The following is a 21,630-nucleotide window of genomic DNA, read 5'->3' as shown; positions in this document are numbered from 1 at the left end:
CCGAAAGGGTGTGCCTTCCCGTTTTTCGGGTTCCGCGATGATTTATCATGACGGCCAATGTTGTTGTTCATGCTGACAGCCCAAATGTGTCGTGGATTTGCGAGAAATCTCAGGGCATGACCAGTACTCGCGGCCTGGTTGTACTTGGAATGCACCGCTCAGGAACCTCGGCGGTGACGGCGGCCCTGAGGGCGATGGGCGCTTATGTCGGCACGCAGGAGGAGCTGACCCCGGTATATCCTGAGAACCCGCGCGGATTTGAGGAACGTCGGGACGCCCGTCAGCTGTGCGATCAGCTCCTGCATTCAGTTGGGGCCGATTGGTGGAAGATCGCTGATTTTGACGTGTCTCGAGTATCTGATGCCACGCGCGGCGAGCTGGAAGGGCAGTTCCAGGCGCTCGCGGATCGGCTTTGCGCACACCCGGTCTGGGCGCTGAAGGAGCCTCGTTTGTGTTTGTTGTGGCCGTTATTTGCGCCCTGGCTGACCGATGTCGTGCCCATCCAGGTGATTCGGCACCCGCTGGCCGTTGCTCGATCTTTGCGGCGGCGAAATGGCTTGCCGATGCGCGTTGGGCAGGCCCTTTGGGCGCGTTACAATATGGCGGTTGACGATTATCCATGGCCGCAAAAACCGTTAAGGATTCATTACGAAGCCCTGATCCAGCATCCGGTGGAAACGCTCAGCGCGCTGGCAGAGTCCTTGAAGGCGGTCGGAGTGCTCGGTCTGACGCCATCGCGGGCGGCGACGGTTGTGGAATCGGGCCTGCAGCACGAGTCGGGGCAGGAATCTGACGCCTGGTGGCTGCCTGAATGCCATAAATACTGGCGGGGACTGCAGAGAGGAGAGACCTTCCATGTGATTCGGAAGTCGCTGGATTCGGTGCTGGCCGAGTTTGAGCAACAAGACGCCGAGTTGCAGCAGCAACTGCGCGCATCTGCCAATCCGCCCGCTACGGAATATCAGTACAAGCAGGCCTTGCTCAGGGCGCGGTTGAATCAGTGTCTTGTTGAGGCAGATGAACTAGCTGAAAAGATTGGATTTTCGAACGATTGCCAGCCAGCCAGTAGTGGCCAAATGCGAACGCCGAGTCAGCATAGCAATAAGGGCAAGAAAATGAGCAATGCATCTAAAATCGCGCTATGGGCGCCGCCAGACTGGGATGCCAGTCCACTTGCAGTCTGGTTGTCGGCCGCCGGGTGCTCAGTGCTTCCAACCTCAGAGGTTGAAGGACCTGAGTCATTACTGGCTCAGCTGAACCAAAATGCGGCGTGCAAAGCGCTGGTGGTGGTGCATGTGCCAAAAGTCCAGTTGGCTGCGGCCCTCAAGGCGGGCCAGGCGCTGGATCGTGCTTTGGAAGATTGGGTGCAGTCAACAAAGACCGTACTGGCGGTAGTCAGGCGCCATCGCAAACGGATCGTCTTGATCCAGCTTCAATCGGGATGTTCGGACGCCTCAAAGCTGCAAGTCTCGCTGACCAAACACTTCGGTCTTGAGTCACCTTCAGCGTCTCTTTCCTTACCTGAAGCTGCAAGCATGCCGGCCATGCTGCGCGTATTGGCACAGCGCTTGATTGAATCCGCCCTGGGTTCGCGGACTCTTCTGGCCGAATTGAATGCCAGCACACTGTTTAATACCGACGGCGGCGGGAGCGAGTCAGATTTGATCAGGATGGCTCATCAAGACTTTTTGGCCTCGGTCGATGAGCGCGCTCATCTGTCAGCGCAGAACGACCAGCTGCAGGACGAGTTAAAGCAGGCTGAACAACTGGCCCAGCAAGCTTCAGCTCAAGTTGCTGATCTCACGCGTTCAAAACAGGCTCGGTCGGATAGCCAAAAACTTATCAAGCAAGTGCATTTTCTGGAAGAGCGGCTGGCCCACTATCATTTGGAAAATGCGCGTCTTTCGGCGGCTGAGCGCGAGGTCGAGCGGCTGAACAGAAAGCTGGGCTTCCAGCAACGTCGACTGAACTATGTCGAGAGCTCCGTATCCTGGAAGCTAACGCGTCCGCTTAGGGGCGTTATGAAGCTGCTTCGTGGCAATAAAACCGCGGACTCAAGCTCCGATGGACGGTCAAGATCATGAACTGGCTTGAAGGCGAGACAGCCGAGCTGGCAGGGCCCGATCTCATCATCCATTTGGGCGCCGGGATCGGTCAAGATCTGGAAACTTGGCAGCAGCGGGGTGCTTTACGAATCGTGCTGTTGGAGCCGCATCCTGAGTTTCTGCCAGAGCTCCTCCGACAGTCTGAGAACATGGAAGGTGTCGAAGTTATTGGGGCAGCGTTGTCGGATCATTCGGGCCGGGATAAACTCCGGCTTTGTAGCTATCCCTTGCTCAGCAGTTTGAGAGATGCGCCGGAATTGGCAAAGGTCTGGCCCGGTGCTCAGGTGGTCGGTGAGGAAGTTGTGGAAACTCTCTCCTTGGCCGACCTGCTTGCACTCGTGCAGCCTTCTGAGCAGCAGGAAAATTGGTTAATGATCGATGTGCCCGGTGAAGAAGCCAAGGTGCTCGATCAACTTGCTGCCTCCAGCCATAAGCATCTGTTTAGCCGCATATTTCTGGCGGCCGGACTAGAGGCTTTGCATAAGGGCGCCGAGCCGGCCTCGAAGTTACTCCAGTCACTGGAGGCCTTGGGTTATCGCCGCGTCGGCGTGCCGGATGATGCCGACCAGGACTGGCCCCGCTACCACCTCGCGCTTAACCAGCTTGCCGTAAAGAATGAAACTTTGCAGGAGCAGCTGAAGGCGCTGGAGGGCCAGCTCTCGGAGCGCTCGGCGGAGCTGGAGCGGTCTGAGCAGGCTCGAGGTGAACTCGAGGAGAAGCTTGGGCGCGAGAAGGCGTCCTTGCAGGAGCAGATCAAGTCGCTGGAAGCCCAGCTTTCGGAGCGTGAAAGCGAGCTTCAGGAGTCAGTTCATCAGCAAGACATCATGCAGGCGAGAATTGCTGAACAGCGAACGCGCGTTATGTCTCTTGAGGCCCAACTGCAAGACCGCAACGAACTGGCCGAAATGCGGCGGCTGCTGGATGTTCAACGCGATAGCCTTGGCCAAATGCGCCAGGCCATTCTGCAAGGTATCCAAAGTTCGGTCAGCGATATCACAGCCTATGCTGCACTGCAGTCGCGGCTGGGATCCGGGCACCTTTTGCTGGAGCCGGTTTTTCAGTCGCAGCTGCCGCCCAACCTGTCTCTCATTTTGCTTGAGCATCTTGAGGAGTCAGACCCGGAACTGGTGCTGATCTTCGACTGCGGGGCTGCCGCACTGCTGTTTGCTGATGCCATCAAGGAACGCTGGTCTGACTTTTCAGAGCTGTCGCCACACAATGAGGCACAGCAGTCGACTGAAGAAAACGCGTCCTCCGACGCCCGCGAAATGGCGCTGCGTCAGGATAGACAGCCCGATAAGCCAGACCAGACCAGGCTATTGCCGGCACCCGTAGTTGCGTTTGAGCACGTTTCGGTCTCATGTGATCGCCTTAGTCGCCAGGTCAAAGCACTTGATCTACAGCATCTGGTTGAGGTCGAGTACTCACCGCTGGTTGAGCAGGCATCGTCCTCGGGAAATCATCCGCTGTTTCCCGCCTGTCAGCGCAAACTGGAATCGATTGCTGCAGCTACCCAGGGTAAAACCCTAAGGCTTATGGCGTTTATTGATGCCAGTTCTGGTGACTTTGAGCCCGGACCCGCTTTGACGCTGATGCTGAATACGTTCCCCGGCTGCTCGTTGACGATCGTTGTTCATGGGGATGATGAGAGCTTGGATCAGCATTGGACTGCGACTGCTCAAGAGCGGCATCTGCCCTTGGATTATTGTGCCTTGCCCGGCATCCCGGCCACATCCCTGTTCACCCTTGATGCGGGCGTTTAAGTCCGGGCACTATGGGTTAGAGCAATGAGTTCAGCAGACGAAAAGGCAGTAGCACGGCTTGAGCAAAGCCGGCGCGCCATGCGCAACCGTTTGCTCGGGGAGCTCAACGTCTGCGAGGCCGAGTTACGTGACTACAAGCAGCAAAGGCACTTTCTCCTTCGAGCGCTTGGCCAAGCACAGGGTCACCAAAACAATCAACTGGCCTGGGAAGAGGGCGCCGTGTTTTCCGTCATCCTGGTGCTGACGGATCTATCCCAAGGCCAGCAGCTTGCTGAAGCCATCGACCAGATGCAAAACCAGATCTGGCCACTTTGGGAGCTGCTTGTTGTAACGAATGCCGCAGTCAGTGATGAACATTCAACCGCCTGGCCGACTGACGATGACAGGGTGAGATCAGTGCCTTGTCTGGGCCGGCATCCGGCTGACTTCCTCAATGCCGGTGTGCGATCTGCCCGCGGAGAGTTTCTTTGCTGGATAGATCCGGCCCACCCGATGGCACCGGATGCCCTGGTCAGAAGACTGGAGACATTTCAGCACCACCCCAGCGCCTGGATGACTACCACCCGGGAATGCCCTGATCCCAACGTCGGGCAAAGTCAGTCATGGTCGTTGGTACAGCTACCTTCATTGTCGGAGACCTGCGTCAGAACAGCGGTATCAGCCTGCCTGGGTGGGTTTCGACCGTGGACGCAGCCGCGGATGCTGGCACAGTGGTACATGAAACATGATTGGCCCAATGCTGCAATCCTGGTCGAGGGCAATTGCGGCCCGGAGAGTCCCGAGCGCGATGCCATTACGATTGAAGGGCTGGCGCAAGTCGCCTCCGAAACGCAGGATCCGCCTATAGAAGCCGACATCAAGCCTTGCAATGAAGACGTCACCCTACTTGCATGTGGCGCCGGTCTTGATCTGGCCGCTTGGAAATTCCTCCTCAAAAAGGCCTTGATCTATCAAGCTTGGGTCTGGGACGAGACGCATAGTCCAAAGCTGCAGGAATCGTCCTCGCCGCCAGATGCTGGTGAGCCATTTATTGCGTTGACCGGCTCTCTGCGCACTGCTTGGAAACAAATAACTGAACAAACGGTTAATGATCCGCCGGATACACTGCTGGTGATGGGTGATTCGCCAATGCCCTATGCACTTGCTTTGCTGCATTATGACTGGTACCGGACCCCGACCTTGTTAGCGCCTGATCCGAATTGGTTGGCTGCCAATCCACCCTCAACCGGGCTCGGGCGGTTAGAGGAGATCGTGCGAAACACTTTGAAGGCCCTATTGCATCCGACCACGCCTTGCGCAAGCCCAGCCCTCATCGTGCATCCATATGCGCGGCATAACGGCTTCGAAGAACAACTTCAGCTCAGGGCTCGTATTTTGAAGCGGGGCCAGTGCTTGCCGGCCCACTGCGAAATTATTAAGCGTTTCACCATGGAGCTCGCCGCACTTGATCGCCAAATGATCACCAAACACGGATAGCTAAAATGCGCTGGTTGATCAAGAATCCTGCACCGGCCAATGACTACCGCTTCAAGTGGGGTGACTACTGGTTTTGTCGTTCACTGTGCAAAGCCCTGCATGCCCGTGGCCACGAAGCCCAGGTCCAGTACCACACTAACTGGCAAGACAGTGCTTACAGCGATATTGTCCTCGTTTTGCGGGGGCTCTACCGCTATCAGAAAACCAGTAGCAACCGTCAAGCCCTACATATCCTGTGGGTGATCAGTCATCCCGAGGACATCAGTGACGAAGAAGTCGAGGACTACGATCTGGTCTGCGTTGCATCGGCACTGCATGCCGAGAAACTGAGTGAGCGGCATCCCGGTAAAATCTTGACGCTATGGCAATGCACGGATACCGAAGTATTCTTTCCACCGCCGAAAAATCAGCCGGACTCTCGACGCGGCATTATTTTCATCGGCAATAGTCGTGGCCAGAAAAGGCCGATAGTTGCGGAAGTGGCAGAGCGTCTACCTGGTCTGGAACTGATTGGTTTTGGCTGGGATACGTCTGGTCTGGAACGTCACTTGACGCTGGAAACTCTACCCAATCCCAAACTGGGCGATGTATACCGCAGTGCCCGTATCACACTTAACGACCATTGGCCTGATATGCGTGAATATGGCTATGTTAACAACCGTATTTTTGATGCATTAGCCTGCGGATTGCCCGTTCTGACCGATCACCACCCAGGGCTCTCTGGCCTGATCGATACAGGTTGTAGTATTATTCAGGCAGAAGATGGCGTGTTCGGGCAAGCTTTGATCGAGATGCTGCTGGACTACCCGGCCCTGCTGGCTGGTGCGCGGCAAAGCGCCGCTTTCGTACGCGCCAAACACAGTTTCTTACACAGGGTTGTGGAGTTGGAGGCGGCCCTCTAATACTCTCCGGCAGTCTATGACCCTCTCACTGACAGAAGCGCATCGCTTATTCGAAACCGGCCAATATCGGGCCGCCCTCAAGCTTTATGAGGAATTCAAAGCTGTAACCGGTGTGGAATGGGTGGATTACAGTATCGCCCAATGTCGAGCGCGGTTGGGTCAATCGGAGTCGGGTATTGACTCTTCCGGGATTGCGGTAGATGTCATGGATCCCGTTACCCGAATACTCTTGTCCAATGCAAATAAGGCTGCGCTCTCCGACGACGAGCGACGACGGCTTATTCAGGAGTTGCGAAAGCAGTGGGAAAACACCTCCCAGCCCATAGAGGTTTCGGAGTACCCCCAGACAGTACCCTCCGACTGGCCCGATGGTCTGGAGCTGCCCGCACTGCCGGAATCAACTAATGATTATTGCTGGATGCTACGGCACTTTAAGGACTCACAGATCCGTCGCTCTGATACAGGGCTGAGCGTCATTATCCCGACCTTCAACCGGCCACATCATCTTGCAATCACGCTGGCCTGTCTTTGTCATCAGCAGACCCAATTTGTTTTCGAAGTACTAGTGGTTGATGATGGCAGCAGTGTGGATATCGAAGGAGTTGTCAGAGGCTACGAGAGTAAGCTGGATGTCAAATATCTGCGTCAGCCCGATTCTGGCTACAGGCTTTGTGCCGCTCGTAACCTGGGCATTCGTGCGGCCCGCCACGACTGGATTGCAATCCTAGACTGCGATATGGCGCCTTCGAGAGGCTGGGTACAAAGCTACTGCGAGGCATTGTCATTGAGTTGGCGCTGGGCGCTCATCGGCCCCAGGAAGTACATCGATACTGGAGATTTGGACGTCAGCGACTTTCTTAATGATCCCGATTACCTTGAAACCGTTCCGTTAGTACTCAGTAAAAATGAACTCTCCGGAAAACGGGATGGAGAGGTTTCGGTAGATTGGCGGTTAGAAGCTTTCAAGCACACTGAGCAACTACGATTGTGCACTCATCCTTTTCGTTATTTCAGCGGAGGGAACGTTGCTTTTTCGCGTCAATGGGTTGAATTGGTTGGGGGGTTCGACGAAGACTTCTCTGCCTGGGGCGGTGAGGATAATGAGTATGGCTATCGTCTGTTTCGGCAGGGCTGCTTTTTCCGCTCTCTGCCCGAGGGCCTTGCGTATCACCAGGAACCGCCGGGCGGCGAAAATGAAATCGACCGTAAGCAAGGAAAGGTCATCACAATCCCGATGGTGAAAGATAGAGTCCCCATTTTCTATCGGAAACGGAGCCCAAATATAGAGAATGCTCGTATCCGGCGTCGGCCGTTGGTGTCCATATACATCCCCGCCTTCAATGCGCAAGCCTTTATCGTTGACTGCGTCAACAGTGCTCTGGCACAAACTGTAACCGATCTGGAAGTTGTGGTCTGCGATGACGGCTCAACTGATGAAACATTGACGGTTCTACAAAACCAGTATGAAAAAAATCCACGTGTCCGAATAGTCAGCCAGAAAAATGGCGGCATTGGTTCCGCGTCAAATACCGCCGTCCGAAACTGTCGCGGCCACTACATCGGTCAGTTGGATTCGGATGATTTGTTGCTCCCGGACGCCGTGGCATTATGCCTGCACGAGTTCGAAAATGATCCGAATCTGGGGCTGGTCTACACGAGCAATTGGAATCAGGACGCATCAACTAGAGAGATGACGCCAGGATATAACTGGCCCGCTTTCTCCCGAGAAAAGCTGGCAACTGCTATGATCGTTCATCATTTTCGAATGTTTAGCGCAAGAGCGTGGCATATGACGCAAGGCTTTTCTGAAGAAATGGAGAACGCTGTGGATTACGATATTTATCTTAAACTCAGTGAAGTTGCGCCGATTAAACATATAAATACTAGGTCGTATATCCGTCGCTTGCACGGGCATAACACGTCGGTCAAGCGGGTTGAATTGCAGAAGGAGAACCATTTTATTGCTGCCAATAACGCCCTGAATCGTCAGGGAATCGAGCTGATTCAAGTGGCGCCGGCATCCACCGAGAATCCGGGATGTCGGAAGTATTGCTTCAAGAATGTTGGCTCTGGTGGGATAATTAATTGAAAGTTTTAGTCACTGGTGGGCTGGGTTACATCGGATCGCATACTGCGACAGTACTTATAAACCAGGGCCACGAGCTTGCGATTGTTGATGATCTCTCCAACTCTTCAGAGGACGTTCTGGATGCTATAGGAAGGACCACAGGCGTCAAGCCGAAATTTTGGAGGCACGACATTCTAAATTTAGAGGGGCTGGAAAGAGTATTTGAAGCTTTCAGACCTGATGGCGTCATTCATTTTGCAGCCTATAAATCTGTTCCTGAGAGCATCAGGGATCCCTTGGCATACTGGGAGAACAATGTCCAAGGAACACTTTGTTTACTCAAATGCATGGATAAGTATCATGCTTCTCGATTTGTATTCAGTTCGACGGCCGCTGTCTATGGCATTCCAACGGAACTTCCAGTTACTGAGCTCACAGAGACTAAACCCATAAACCCCTACGGGCAGACAAAATTAGCGGCCGAGCAGCTCATTGCGTCCTTTATTGCCACCCGAAGCAATATGCGTGGGGTTATCCTCAGGTATTTTAACCCGGTAGGAGCCCATCCGGCTGGATTTCTTGGTGAAGTTGTTAAAGAACAGAGTCATAACTTGGTTGCTCAAATTGTTCGTGTGCTCAAGAAAGAGCAAGAAGCTTTATCGGTGTTCGGGAAGGACTTTCCGACGCGCGATGGGACCGGTGTTCGAGACTATATCCATATAATGGATCTAGCTGAAGCGCACGTAGAGGCACTGGAGGCTTCCAAGAAAACGTCGAAACTCCTCGTCTATAATGTCGGGACGGGGCATGGCTATAGCGTGATCGATATCGTAACTAGGTTCGAAGCCGCAATGGGGAGTAGAGTTCCATTGCGCTTTGAACAGCGGCGTATTGGTGATCCGGCGGAAGTCTATGCTTCTGGTGAGCGACTCAAAGCGGATACTCGGTGGCGGCCCAGGAGGTCGCTTTCCGATATGTGTTTGTCTGTTCTCCAGTGGGAAGATCTCAAAGAGTCTGGCCCCGCTTCGGATCTGTGACATAGGATGGGCTTAGGTTATGTGGTAATTGGGATCCAGAACTTGCTGCTCGTTATGCCGGTCGTATTTGAGATATGCAACGGGATTTTTCTACCCCGTCATGTCACGATAGCGTCAGTTAGAACCAAGGCGGTTTGGGTCAAAGTCAATTTTGTTAAGAATTACGCATTTTGACGCGCTGTCGCTTCGACTTGGCGAAGGTTCGTGCCTATTTCAAAGGTGTTTACAGTTGTGGTCGTGTCATTAAGCGAAAGAATTAAATTGTCTTTTTGGTTTTTGTATTTTGAAGTTTAGTTTCTGTTGAGGCTTACTATGAGTAATCTTTTTTGGTGGAAGGGGAAGAACGTCGGTGACAATGTCACTCCTTACCTCTATAGGAAAATGACTGGTAACAGTCCAAGATTTTACGATCTGAGGGCTCCAAGGTCCACGCATCACGAACAACTAGACAACATTGTTGCGACCGGTTCAATTCTCGAGTATGCAAATGCTCAATCTACAGTCTGGGGCGCTGGATTTATTAGTGCGAGATCAAGGGTTCCAAGTAGTATAAAGAATGTTTTGGCGGTGCGCGGCCCTTTGACGCGCGAAAAGCTTTTGAAAGGCGGCTTTCCTTCATGTCCGGAAAATTATGGCGATCCCGGTTTGTTGGTGAGTCAGTTTTATCGGTCTCGTCCATCTGCCAGGGTCGAATATGGGCTTATTCCGCACCAAGTTGATCATAGTAATCCAGTTTGGCAGCGTTTGCGTGACATGGGGTCGTGCAAAGTGCTTGATGTTTCAACGGATAATGTTGAGGAATTTCTCGCATCTATGCTGGAATGCGAAGTGATTGTTTCAAGTTCATTACACGGTATTGTTTTCGCTGATTCTTTCCAGATACCGAATGTGGCGATAAATCTTAATACGAAGGTTCAAGGCAACGGCTTTAAGTTTATGGATTATCTCTCGTCTGTTGGTCGTTCTTTGGATTATCTTATATCTGATGATAGCGGTATTGAAACACAAATAAGCCGCTTACTGGACCGATATACCGCCGTGAATTTTAATTCGAACGACCTCTTAGATGTATGTCCGTGGATCAATAGTTAAAAAATGTATCTGATTTAAACGACTGCAACCAGCATATGTCGCGATCGACAATCTAAGTATTAGCTGATTGAAGACTTTTCTGGTTTGGGGAGAGAGTCAATGTATCCGGTAACTGCGATGGTAGTGGCTTTTGACGAAGAAGAGTGGGTTTATGAGTCTATTCAATCAATCTTGCCATATGTTTCGGAAGTGGTCTTCGTTGACGATAACTCTACCGATGATACCCTTGATCGAGTCAGAAGTATAAAGAATGAAAAGGTGAGGGTCTACTGCTATGAACAGCACGGGATAAGCAGCTTAGGTGACCTTAAGAATTTCGCACAGGAGAAAGCGAGTAACCCGTGGGTCATTAGATGGGATGCGGATTTTATCGCGTATGATCACATCGGCCGGTTGTTTTCCGATATTGGCAACCGATTTGATTCTTATCTTCTAAGTGGCCCCAATTTATCTGGAGATATTAATCATCAGCCTCGGAAAAGGCCAGAGTTCGGTCCTGAGCTGTATCTGTTTCGGCGGGGTCTTGTCGAGTTTAGACGAACTGATAATTTTGGTGACTATCCGGTTGTTATAAAGCAGAATAGAATCTGCCGTAATTATGGCGGCGCGTTTTGGGTGCATGCAAATAACCTCAAAAAGCCAGAGAAATTGAGTTATCGCATTTATATGTCAAGGTATTTGGCATCAGGTACAAAAGAACCATATATTGATTGGGTTGGAAGGACGATTTTTAAGTCTGAGTTTTCTATAGATGAAATTCAGAATCGATTATTACGGTCAGTTACTAAAGCTAAGTTAGATGTGATTCCATTCGATTTTAACAAATACGGTCCGCACCCAGAGATTCTCTTAAATTCGCCCTCCGCGAGTAAGTACTCAGTCGGCTAGCTCGTTTAGCATAAAGCGACGTGGTAAAGCCGCATGTTTAGCTGACTTGGAGACCCTGTGTGTCAACCTCGTCCCATACACTGCTCGTCTGAGTTAGTGTAAATCTCAGGGCCTCAGGAGCGAGGAATGAGCGCAATGCCTAAGCCAGTCCTGCAACAGCCGGAGACACAGGTTGTCCCGAAGCCGGAGCTTGAAAAGCGGAGTCGCCGCCGGTTTTCAACCGAATTCAAGCTGCGGATCATCGCCAAGGCCGATGCCTGTCAGTATGGCGAGCTCGGCGAGTTACTCCGTTCGGAGGGGCTTTACCGCGGCCAACTCCAGCAATGGCGCAAGGAGCTTGCTGACGGTGGCGAGGCCGCTTTGTCGAAGACCCAGCCCGGCCCGCGATCTGCATTGACACCGGATCAGCGGCGGATTCAGCAGCTCGAAAAGGATATCTCGCGACTCAAGCAACGGCTCGAAATCACCCAGGACTGCGTCGATCTCCAAAAAAAGGCCTTATCGATGCTGGATCGGCCACACACTGGCAAAGCCGAATGAATGCCGTCTTGCAGCAGCGGCCTGGCCGTCTGCCAATGGCGCTGGCCTGTCAAGCGCTTGGCCTGAACCGGAGTACGGTATATGCGCATCCCCGAAACACAGCGCGCTGCATGAAACTGGTGAAAAATCGACTGAGAACGCTGTGAAGTTCTTCCGCAAAAGGCCCTAGCAGCACGTCCGGTGGGCAAAGAGCCCCCATTGGAAGCTCCCTTTGACTGCCTGGACAAAGTTTGTTACGGTGCCGACCGGGTGCTTCATGTGGTGGTTTCAAATGGTTGGCTTTTCTGACGATTGCGCGGTTTTGCGCGTCAAATCAATCTTCTTGCTGGGTTGCGCGTTGCTGCTATGCCTGAGTTGGTCCGGTGTCTCATCGGCTGAGAATCCGATATTGGTTTGGGACAGATCGGGTGAGCCTGTGCAAGCAGATTATCCAGACGACGCTGGCTCGCGTTTGGAGCGGTCTAGCGATCTTGAGTCAGATCCGCGCAGGCTCGATTTTGTTTCTCGATATTATGACGAGCCGTTAGATGACGATCTCCAAAGTGTTGACTATGAAGCACGTTTTGATCGTTCGCCTCAAGCTGGTGATGTAAGCACGTCGCGCAGTGACCCGCTGACCACGGATTCAGGTGGGGTCATCGAGGGTACCTTGAAAGGAGACGACGGGGCGGTCGTCCAGGCAACCTGGGTCAACCTCTATGACAGTGCTGCCTCCAGGATCGCCAGTACACGGGTAGACGAGAACGGCTTTTTCAGTTTTTCCGGGTTGCCTGCCGGGGAATACCGAATGTGGATTGATCCGGATGCCGACTACCTCCAAAGGGTCTATGGCGGGCTGGACTGCGTAGGCTCCTGTCGCGTCGAAGACGGTGACCCCATTGACCTGGAGTCGGATGAGACCAAGCAACTTGACATCACGTTGACCCGAGGCCTCAGTTTCACCGTCAATGTGGCGGAGCAGGGTACGCCGGCTACGCCCATCCAGGAGGCCTGCTTCGATCTGTTCACCGACACGGGCGAGTTTGTGAACTGGCGCTGCCGCCATAGTGAAAACGGGACGTTTCGACTGCCTGCGGTCTTGCCCGGTGACTACAAGCTGATCATGACCCCCGTCGGAGCGTTTGATTCCTTCCCGCCCGTTCTTTACCCCGATATTCCCTGCGTTTTTCAGTGCTCGGTATCGGATCAGGGCACCCCCATTGAAGTGACTGCACAGGCTATTGCCGACGGGGAGCCTCTTGAGCTGGATATCGCCGTGGAGCCGGGGGGAACGCTGTCCGGCTTGCTGCAGGATGCCGAGGGCGGCAATCTTGATGGCTCGATGGAGCTTTTAGGCAGCAATGGCGAGTGGGGGTCGCGGGGATACCGTATAGAAGGTGGCGAATTCAGCATCGATGGAATCCCGCCCGGCACTTACAAATTGGGCTTCCGCGCGGACGGTTTTGTGAATCAGCTGTACGAAGGGGTGTCCTGCCCTGACTTTAACTGTGATCGCGCTTCTCTTGGCCAGACAATCGAAATCAGTGCAGGAGAAACAACCCAGCTTGAACCAGTGACTATGGTGCAAGGCTCGACGATTGAGGGTTTTCTGACCGGGGATGATGGCGGTGTCGTCCAGTCAACATGGGTGAGCTTGTACGATCCGGTGGGTAATTGGGTCGCGGCCCGCCGGGTGGACGAGAATGGCTTTTATCGTTTTGCCGGGATGGTTGAGGGCGAATATCGGATGCGGATTGATCCGGATTCGGACTACGTGCAAAGGCTATATGAATCAACAGATTGCGTGCAGCGCTGTCGGCCAGAAGATGGTGATCCAATTTTCCTTGACCAAGGTGAGACGAAGGAAATCAGCCTCCAGCTGACTCGAGGTCTCAATATCTCGATAGATGCCTTTGATCGCGACGATCCTGCTGTATCGATTGACGCTCTGTGCATAGATCTATTCTCGGTAGACGGTCAGTTCTTGAATAGCCGGTGTCGCGATGCCAATACCACCCGTAACGATTTGCCAGCTGTCTTGCCGGGTCAATATAAAGTTCAGATCAATCCAATCAATGAATGGTCTCGTTACGCAATCACACTTTATGATGGCGCTTCTGGCACGACCTGCCTGCCGTCTTGCAATATCGGCGAGCAGGGCGCCGTGGTGGAGATGATTGATTCCGACCGAGAGCTCTCGATACCGGCCGAGTCCGTTAACCTGATGCGTGGTCGCGTAACCAATGCCGCCGGCGACGGGCTGCGTGAAATGTGGGTGAACGCGCGACCTGTTGATGATCCCAACCAATCGCTTTATCTGGGATGGGTGTCGGCTGAAGAAGACGGCAACTATGAGTTTCGCGTCCCGCAGGGAGAGTTCTACTTCCAGTTCCAACCTTGGCCGGAAGGATCCAGCAAGCGGTACCTGCCAGCGCTTTTTCCTGATGTTCCGTGCACATTATTCGGTTGCGACCGATCCGCTGCGCAAAGCTTTTCAATCACCAATGGTGATATTGAAGTCAATCCAGTGCTTAATCTCGGGGCTCGGGTAACTGGCAGCGTCGCGCGTGAAAGTGACCGGGAGCCGATCAACTCGAGGGTATGGCTTCTCACTCCAGCAGAGAGTCCAGACCGTGCCGCGGGTCGCGTTGTTGAACAAGGATCATTTGAATTTGCCGCGTTGCCTCCCGGCGAATACCGAATGGGTGCGGAATCTCGAGAAACTGACCCAGTATTGATTGATCAGCTGTTTGAAGATCGCAACTGCGTTGGGGCGCGGGGAACACGTTGCTTTTACCAGCAGGCCGGCGACGTGCTGACCCTTGCGCCGGGCGATGATAAGCAGATCGATTTTGCTCTGGACATTGCGCCGACCCAGACCGTGACCGGTCGGGTGTTGGAACGCAGTACCGGGCAGCCTCTGGCCGGTGCTCGGATCGATATGATCTTGAATGACGTGCGTGTTCCGCTGAGGACGATTGAGACCGACCCCGACGGGCGGTTCAACGTTGTTCTCCCGATCGGCGACTGGGGCGTGGTGATTGAGAAAGACGGCTATATTACGCGCTTATTCAGTAGCTTCAGATCAGCAGAAGGCTGGTGTTCGGCCAGGCGTTGCCCAGACTTTCCCGGACAGCGCGTTTCGGTCGGCGATGAACCCGTGGATCTGGGTGATTTGCCGATGGATCCGGGCGCGCTCGTGACCGGAACCGTATCACTGCCGGAAGGAGCGCCAGTCGGCTCCAACGAATTCGTGACCGGCAGGGTTTTTGATGAAGACGGCCAACCGGTCGACTCCCTGCAGATCAGGGTTATGCCATGGTATGCGCAAGACCCGGAAGGTTTTTTTGCCGTGCAGGTGCCGCCGGGTACTTGGCATTTGCTGTTCCAGGCAAGCAGCTCAAATCGGGCACTGGTCGCAACTGCGCTTGATGATGTGTCGTGCCCCAATGGCAGCTGCGGCATGGAGACGACGGGTTCGGTGCAGGTTTCTCAAAATGAGGTCTTGACGCCGGCCGATGAGCCGCAGCTAGACGTCACCTTGAGCGATGGGGTGCCTTTGATGGGCACACTTCTTGATGGCGATAACGGTGGTGCGCCCGTCGATTTCGGCCGCCTGCACATCTACAACGATCAGGGGGTGCTGGCAGGTCAGGTTTTCGCCTTCGGGAGTCAAAATGGGATTTTTCAGACGCAATATGGTCTTCCGAACGGCACTTACTACGTATCCACCCGCTTGGTCGACCCTGAAGGGGGCGGCGGGAGTGGGGTGTCAGCGGAATTCGTGGATGTTGTCTACGATGACGTTCCCTGTGTTGCGGACTGCGATGTGACCACAGGCACACCGATCGAGGTCGACCTGCAGGCCGAGACCCTGCCGCCGCCGATTGATATCGAACTATTCCGTGGTCTTTCAATCAGCGGCTCGGTCAGACAAGCCGATGGCGGGGCGCCGGTATCTGGCCGAATCGACGTGTTTGATGACAGCGGTGGCTCAGTACCGGGCACCTTTGTATCGCAGGAAGACGGCAGTTTCACCGTTGGTGGCCTGCTACCGGGGGATTACTACCTGAGAACCCGCAACACCGCCGGTCTTGAAGATCAGCTCTGGAACGGCGACACGCCCATCCTGTGCGAGCCGTCGTGCAGCCCCGTGAGCGGCACTCCGGTCACGGTGACCAGCGGCGACAGTGTTGAGGGCATCGACTTTGTGCTGACCGGCGCCGGGTCCATCAGCGGTACCACCACCGGCAGAGACGCCGTCCCGCTGGGTGCAATTATGGTCGAGGTTTATAACGCCCTGGGTGGCCTGGTTGGTTCGTCACTGTCTGACCAGGATGGCGCCTGGCGGGTGGACAGTCTGCCGGCCGGGCAGTTTTACGTCCGCACGGACAACGATCTGGGTCTGGTCAACGTGGCCTGGGACGGTCGGGAGTGCACCGGGTGCGACGTCACTCAGACCACTGCCATTGAACTGAGCCGCGGCGAGGCCCGCGCCGACATCAATCTGGCCCTGGATACCGGTGCCGCCCTGACCGGTACCGTCACCCGCCAGGCCGATGCCACCCCGGTGGCCGGCGTCAATGTCGAGATCTATAGCGCCGCCGGTGACCTTCTGAAATCGCATAGGACCGGCAGCAACGGCACGTGGCAGGTCGATGGCCTGGGCGAAGGCAGCTATCGAATCGCCACCCGCAACTCGCTGGGCCTGGTCAACCAGGTCCACGCCGGCGTCGAATGCGTCGCCGAGTGTGACATCGGGGACGGCACCGTTGTCTCGCTGACGATTGGCGAAAGCGAAACCATCAACTTCGCCCTGGAGTCTGCCGCCAGCATCGCCGGTACCGTGCTCGATGCCGACAACGCGCCGATCGCCGACGTGGCCGTTCAGGCCGTCCTGGCCGATGGCCGCCTGGCGCGGCAGGGCAGGACCCGCGCCGACGGCAGCTACGAAATCCGCGGCCTGGCCCCAGGTGAGGTATTCCTGCGCACCCGTGCCGACGGCAACTACACCGACCAGACCTACAACGGGCGTGACTGCATCCCGGTCTGCGACGTGACCGGCTCAGACGCGGTTACGGTCTCGGCCGGACAGCGCATAGACGGGATCGATTTCAGCCTGACCTTCGGCGGTGGTTTGGCCGGCAGCGTCACGACGTCCGATGCGGTGCCGGTCAGCTCGCTCAGCGTGGAAATCTATAACGCACTGGGCCACATCGTCGGCATGCGGGATACGGACGAGAACGGTGACTTCGTCCTTCGTGGCCTGTCGGGCGGACGCTACTTTGCTCGTACCCGTAACAGCCGGGGGCTGATTGATCAGGTTTTCGACGGTTTAGGCTGCACGCCGCTCCCGTGCGTGACCGGACTCGGCACGCCGCTGGAGCTTGATGGCGGTCTGATCGAGGGCGTGGACTTCACCCTGGCCGCTGGCAACTCGCTGTCCGGTACGGTTACCGACCAGTTCGGGAATCCGCTGCCGACCGGCGAGGTCGTGCTGTACGACGAGACCGGTCGCGAGGTCAAACGCGGCATCATCACCGACGGTGAATGGCGCCTGACCGGCATTGCCGACGGCAGCTACTATGCGGTGGTGCTCAACGGCTCGGGCCTGATCGACGAACTTTACGATCGGTTACCTTGCCCGGGGGGGCGTTGCGATATTACTCAAGGCACTGCAATCCCGGTGCCCCAGTTGGATGCTGCTGAAACTGACAGCAGCGGCAGAACGGCCGGCAGTGGTCCGCTGGTCTTCGAGCTGCAGCGCGGCTCACGTATTCGCGGCGTCCTCCAGGGGCCGGATAACACCCCGCTGGTCAACGCCACCGTCTACTTCTTCAACAATACTGGCGAGGTCGTTGGCTCTTCCCAGACCGATGGCATTGGCGAGTTCGTCTCTGAGGCGGCCTTCAGCGAAGGAAACTACTACCTCGCCACCAGCGATGGTGAAACCCGTGGGGTTACGACCGGCGGCTATGTCAACGTCGCCTACCAGGACCTGCCATGCCCGCTGGAATGTGACGTCACGGAAGGAGTGGCGGTTGAGCTGGACGGCCAGTTCGATCGTGACGATATAGTCCTGCGCGTGCTGGAAGGTGGCGCCCTCCAAGGTCGAGCCGTGGACGGGCAAGACGCAGGTCTGGTGGGTGCCCAGGTCGAGATCTTCGACCAACAGGGTCGTCTTGCCGGTCTGGCGACAGTCGGTACCAGTGGCGACTGGCGCATCGATGGACTACCCGACGGCATCTATACCGTGGTATTGCGCAATGACCTGGTCGAAGCCTTCGGCGACTACGTTGTGGGGAGCGGGTTCTGCGACGGCGACTGCGACCCGTCGGTCGGCACCGTGTTCACCATCAGCGGCGGCGAGCCGGAATCCGATGTCGACATCATTCTGGCGCGCGATGAAGTGATCTTCCAGAGCCGTTTCCAGGCCGACTAAATCCTGTCTTGATGGCCGGGCCGGCACACCACCGGCTCCGGTCCCATCGTGCTATTGAAATCGACTCCGGAACAGCCCGTCGTTGTTGACCGGCAGATAACGTACCACTTGCGCCTCGTCGGCGAACAGCAGTGGTGTGTCGTCGGTAGGACTTGCAGCAGCGCTGACTTCAGCAAACGCAGCGTCGGGCTGGGCACACCCGGTTAATTTGATGAGCGCGGTACTTCCTATCGGAATCGGGAAAACAGTGTCGACTACCCCGGTCCCGGTTGGCGGCTGGCAAGGAGTATTGTTGATCTCACAAGACCATTGAGTCTCATCCAGTAGCCCCTGTATCAGGGACGTCGTGGCACGTACCTGGGGGGCATCAACGGGCCCCTGGTTCGTCACGAATACCTCGACGGTCAAGGATTGACATGACACACGCGCATCAGTTTGCTGCACATCAATATCAACAACAAGATTAACGCCAGGTTCGGTAACGATGCGGAATACGGCGCTGGCGGTGGCAATTACGTTACCATCAGCGTCAGTTTCCCGGGCGGTAACGATGCATCGGCCTTCTGATTGTGCAGTCAAGGTCAGATTCTGCAATGAGCAGTGCTGCTCTCCTTCGCTGACTTCGAGGGCGATGGGGTTTTCTCCAGAAATGCCTGTCAGCTTGAGCTCCGTTGCTTGATCAACAAGCAGCGTGGTTTGCAATGCCTGAATGGTCAGAGGTTCAGCCGGGGTAAGGTTATGGGTAAAGTGTGCGATGCCTTCCGATGCTTTGCCACCTGCGAGGTCGAAAGAGCCTCCTATCCAAACCCCATCAGGTGTCACACTCAGCGCGGATACATTTGAGGCGGCACCGGACGCCATCCGAACACCATCCTCGGACTCGGTCGCTAGAGGGACCCACTCGAAACCGTTCCATAACGCGACGTTATTTATGGCCTGGTCGCCTGCTTGATCAAGGTTGCCGCCAGCGAAAATAAAATCCCCTTTGGACGCGAGCGACAATACGCCCTGTTGTGGTCCGAAGGGAACAAAATCGGGTCCATCGACCCCGCCTCCGAGCGGCTTCCATTGCTGTCCATCCCAGCTTGCGATGTTTCGAGCGGCTACCGAGCCTGCTTTTTCAAAGCGTCCTCCAACTATCAGTCCGTCGGGGGAGTGGGCGAATGCTGTGACTGCAGGTGACGAAAAAGTGCTGGATAGCTCGGAAACTCCATTTTCTTGACCGTCGCCGACGGATTTCCAATCTGTTCCATTCCATCGCGCCAGGTTGTTTGCAGTTATGTCTCCGGCGCGGCTGAAGCTGCCTCCAACATATAAATCACCTTGATAGATGTCCAGAGCGAAAACGGCTCCATCCACGCCGTTTTCGCCGGTTGGACCTACGGGTTCCCATCGAGCACCATCCCATCGAGCGATTCCGCTCGCGTCCACATCACCCGCCAGAGAAAAACGGCCTCCTACGTAGAGCTCTGAATTGTAAATTGCCATGGCGAAGACATCACCATCAAGGCCGTTTGCGCTGACTGGGCCAAGAGCGTTCCACCGTCCTCCGTCCCAAAGCGCTATATTGCTTGCCGGGATGGACCCCGCTGAGGAGAAACGGCCACCAACATAAATGTTGTCGCCATTGGCCAGGATAGTTTCAACGCTTCCATCAATGCCGTTTTCAGAGGCTCGACCCAATGGTTGCCAGAACGTTCCATCCCAGAAACCAATACCATTGGTAATTTGGCCGCCAGCGTAGGCGAACAGGCCACCTGCAAAGATCCCGGTCGTTTGGCGCTCGATCGATCGAAGATCGACAAGCCCAAAGCTGCCCAGACCTTGTTGCGACTCGCTAGCGATTGCTTGCCACTCGTTGTCGTCCCATGAGGTCAAGAAGAACGCTCTCTTTTCCCCTGCAACCGTGAAATTACCAGCTAAGTAAAGGCGATCGTTGGTGTGGAACAGTGCGCGAACCGAGCCCGACTCCGCGAAAGATTCAGTGCCACCAGAGAGCCCGTTCTGGCCATCAACCACAACGGACGCCCAATCATTTCCATCCCATGACGCCACATAGTTGGCCGTTATGTCGCCAACAGTATTAAAACGGCCCCCAACGAATAGCTTTTGATTGTAAAACTCCAGGGAAAAAACACTTCTGGAAGTGCCATTCGCCGATGTCCCTTGAAGAGGGGACCATCCGGCGCTGGTCCATTCAGCAATATTGCTGGCAGGTGAGCCACCCGCGGCAGAAAATCCGCCACCGACGTAAATAGAAGTGCCTTTAACGACCAAGGCATTGACTACGCCGTCGACCCCTACGCCGCCTTGTCCAGGCAGACTTTGCCAATCCGTCCCATCCCACAGCGCAATATTGTTAGTGATGAGCTGTCCCGCTTTCTCGAACTGGCCGGCGACGTACAAGCCCTCCGGTGTCGCCTTGATAACGTTTACGGATGCGGAAATCGGATGCGTTACACCATTGTCTCCCGCTTGACCGATAGGACGCCATGCAGAGGCAGAATATTTGGCGATGCCGTTTGCAGGCTGTCCACCTGCCTCTGTGAATTGACCTCCGACATAAAGAGCGTCCCCGTCGGTCTCTAAAGCGTTGACCGGACCGTTAACACCGTTCAAGTTCCCGTCGCCCAATACTTCCCAATGGTCACCTGTCCAACGCGCGATATTGCTGGCAGGCAGATCACCCACGTCGTCAAAAATGCCGGCGACATGCAACGCGCCTTGATGGAAAGTGAGCGCGTTGATCCTTCCATTCACAACGCTTTGCGGTGTACCGATAGTCCGGAAGCGATCTGTCTTGGGATCATAAGATGCTAAGCCGGGGACTTCCACACCCCCACAATTTCTGAAGGTCCCGCTCAAATAGAGCATGCCGTCGTCTCCAGCTGTAAGAGCGTCAACGGGCCCATCACAACCGGTAAGTGAGCCGCCGAATCGAGTCCATGAAGCACCCTCAAGTGCCCTGGCCTGTGTCGCTAAAAGACCGGCTGGCTCGCCTGAAGCCTTCGTAGAATGGGCCAGATCTATGGGGGCCATCAGGATAAAAATCGCTAAAGAAATCGCGCTGTGGATTATTTTGTTCATTGCGGCTCTAAGATTCTATGTTGTGAGGTCGTACGCAAACTCCAGGTCAACACCCCTGTAGGTCAACCCCGGGCCGGGCAGTACCGATCCGAAATAATGTTTGACTCGGGCTAGGCGCATTGCTAGGATTTCTGAGGGGAATGTGTTAAGGATACAGCACATGTTTGGCGTTTTTGGGACCTTTCGCTGCGCGCCTGGGGGCTACGTGGCAAGCTTTCTGTATATTTTGCTCTTGATTGCCGCGGCGCTCA

Annotated in this window: 11 protein-coding genes; 10 read left to right on the top strand and 1 reads right to left on the bottom strand. The window is 55.1% G+C overall.

The annotated features are described in order from the left end of the window. Positions 1-47 precede the first annotated feature (47 nt). From G3I74_RS11275 to G3I74_RS11230, 10 genes are all read left to right on the top strand, one after another. The gene (locus G3I74_RS11275) at positions 48-2,084 is read left to right on the top strand and encodes a sulfotransferase family protein (RefSeq protein WP_164211712.1); all 2,037 of its coding nucleotides are present in this window, start codon (positions 48-50) and stop codon (positions 2,082-2,084) included. Continuing rightward, the gene (locus G3I74_RS11270; protein ID WP_164211711.1) at positions 2,081-3,868 is read left to right on the top strand and encodes an FkbM family methyltransferase; all 1,788 of its coding nucleotides are present in this window, start codon (positions 2,081-2,083) and stop codon (positions 3,866-3,868) included. Before G3I74_RS11275 ends, G3I74_RS11270 begins: the two co-directional genes overlap by 4 nt. A gap of 24 nt (positions 3,869-3,892) precedes the next feature. Next, on the top strand, positions 3,893-5,344 hold the full coding sequence (locus G3I74_RS11265; RefSeq protein WP_164211710.1) for a glycosyltransferase family A protein: 1,452 nt from the start codon (positions 3,893-3,895) through the stop codon (positions 5,342-5,344). 5 nt (positions 5,345-5,349) lie between these two features. Then, a complete protein-coding gene (locus tag G3I74_RS11260; protein ID WP_164211709.1) occupies positions 5,350-6,246 on the top strand; it encodes a CgeB family protein in 897 nt (298 codons plus the stop codon). A 16-nt stretch (positions 6,247-6,262) separates the two neighbouring features. After that, entirely contained in the window at positions 6,263-8,335 is a 2,073-nt protein-coding gene (locus G3I74_RS11255) for a glycosyltransferase family 2 protein (RefSeq protein WP_164211708.1), read from the top strand. After that, on the top strand, positions 8,332-9,351 hold the full coding sequence (gene galE, locus G3I74_RS11250; protein ID WP_164211707.1) for a UDP-glucose 4-epimerase GalE: 1,020 nt from the start codon (positions 8,332-8,334) through the stop codon (positions 9,349-9,351). The genes G3I74_RS11255 and galE overlap by 4 nt, the downstream gene beginning before the upstream one ends. Positions 9,352-9,663: 312 nt before the next feature. After that, the gene (locus G3I74_RS11245; RefSeq protein WP_164211706.1) at positions 9,664-10,443 is read left to right on the top strand and encodes a polysaccharide pyruvyl transferase family protein; all 780 of its coding nucleotides are present in this window, start codon (positions 9,664-9,666) and stop codon (positions 10,441-10,443) included. Positions 10,444-10,542: 99 nt separating this feature from the next. Then, the gene (locus G3I74_RS11240) at positions 10,543-11,331 is read left to right on the top strand and encodes a glycosyltransferase (RefSeq protein ID WP_164211705.1); all 789 of its coding nucleotides are present in this window, start codon (positions 10,543-10,545) and stop codon (positions 11,329-11,331) included. Between the two features lie 126 nt (positions 11,332-11,457). Continuing rightward, positions 11,458-11,871, top strand: coding sequence for a transposase (locus G3I74_RS11235; RefSeq protein WP_164211704.1), 414 nt, complete (start codon positions 11,458-11,460; stop codon positions 11,869-11,871). 211 nt (positions 11,872-12,082) lie between these two features. After that, on the top strand, positions 12,083-18,292 hold the full coding sequence (locus G3I74_RS11230; RefSeq protein ID WP_164211703.1) for a carboxypeptidase-like regulatory domain-containing protein: 6,210 nt from the start codon (positions 12,083-12,085) through the stop codon (positions 18,290-18,292). Positions 18,293-18,343: 51 nt separating this feature from the next. Here the strand turns inward: G3I74_RS11230 and G3I74_RS11225 are convergent, their stop codons facing one another. Beyond that, the gene (locus G3I74_RS11225) at positions 18,344-21,379 is read right to left on the bottom strand and encodes a hypothetical protein (RefSeq protein WP_164211702.1); all 3,036 of its coding nucleotides are present in this window, start codon (positions 21,377-21,379) and stop codon (positions 18,344-18,346) included. Between the last annotated feature and the right edge of the window lie 251 nt (positions 21,380-21,630).

The sequence above is a fragment of the Wenzhouxiangella limi genome, assembly GCF_010499265.1.
GTDB lineage: Bacteria > Pseudomonadota > Gammaproteobacteria > Xanthomonadales > Wenzhouxiangellaceae > Wenzhouxiangella > Wenzhouxiangella limi.
This window is presented reverse-complemented; position numbering and strand designations above follow the sequence as displayed.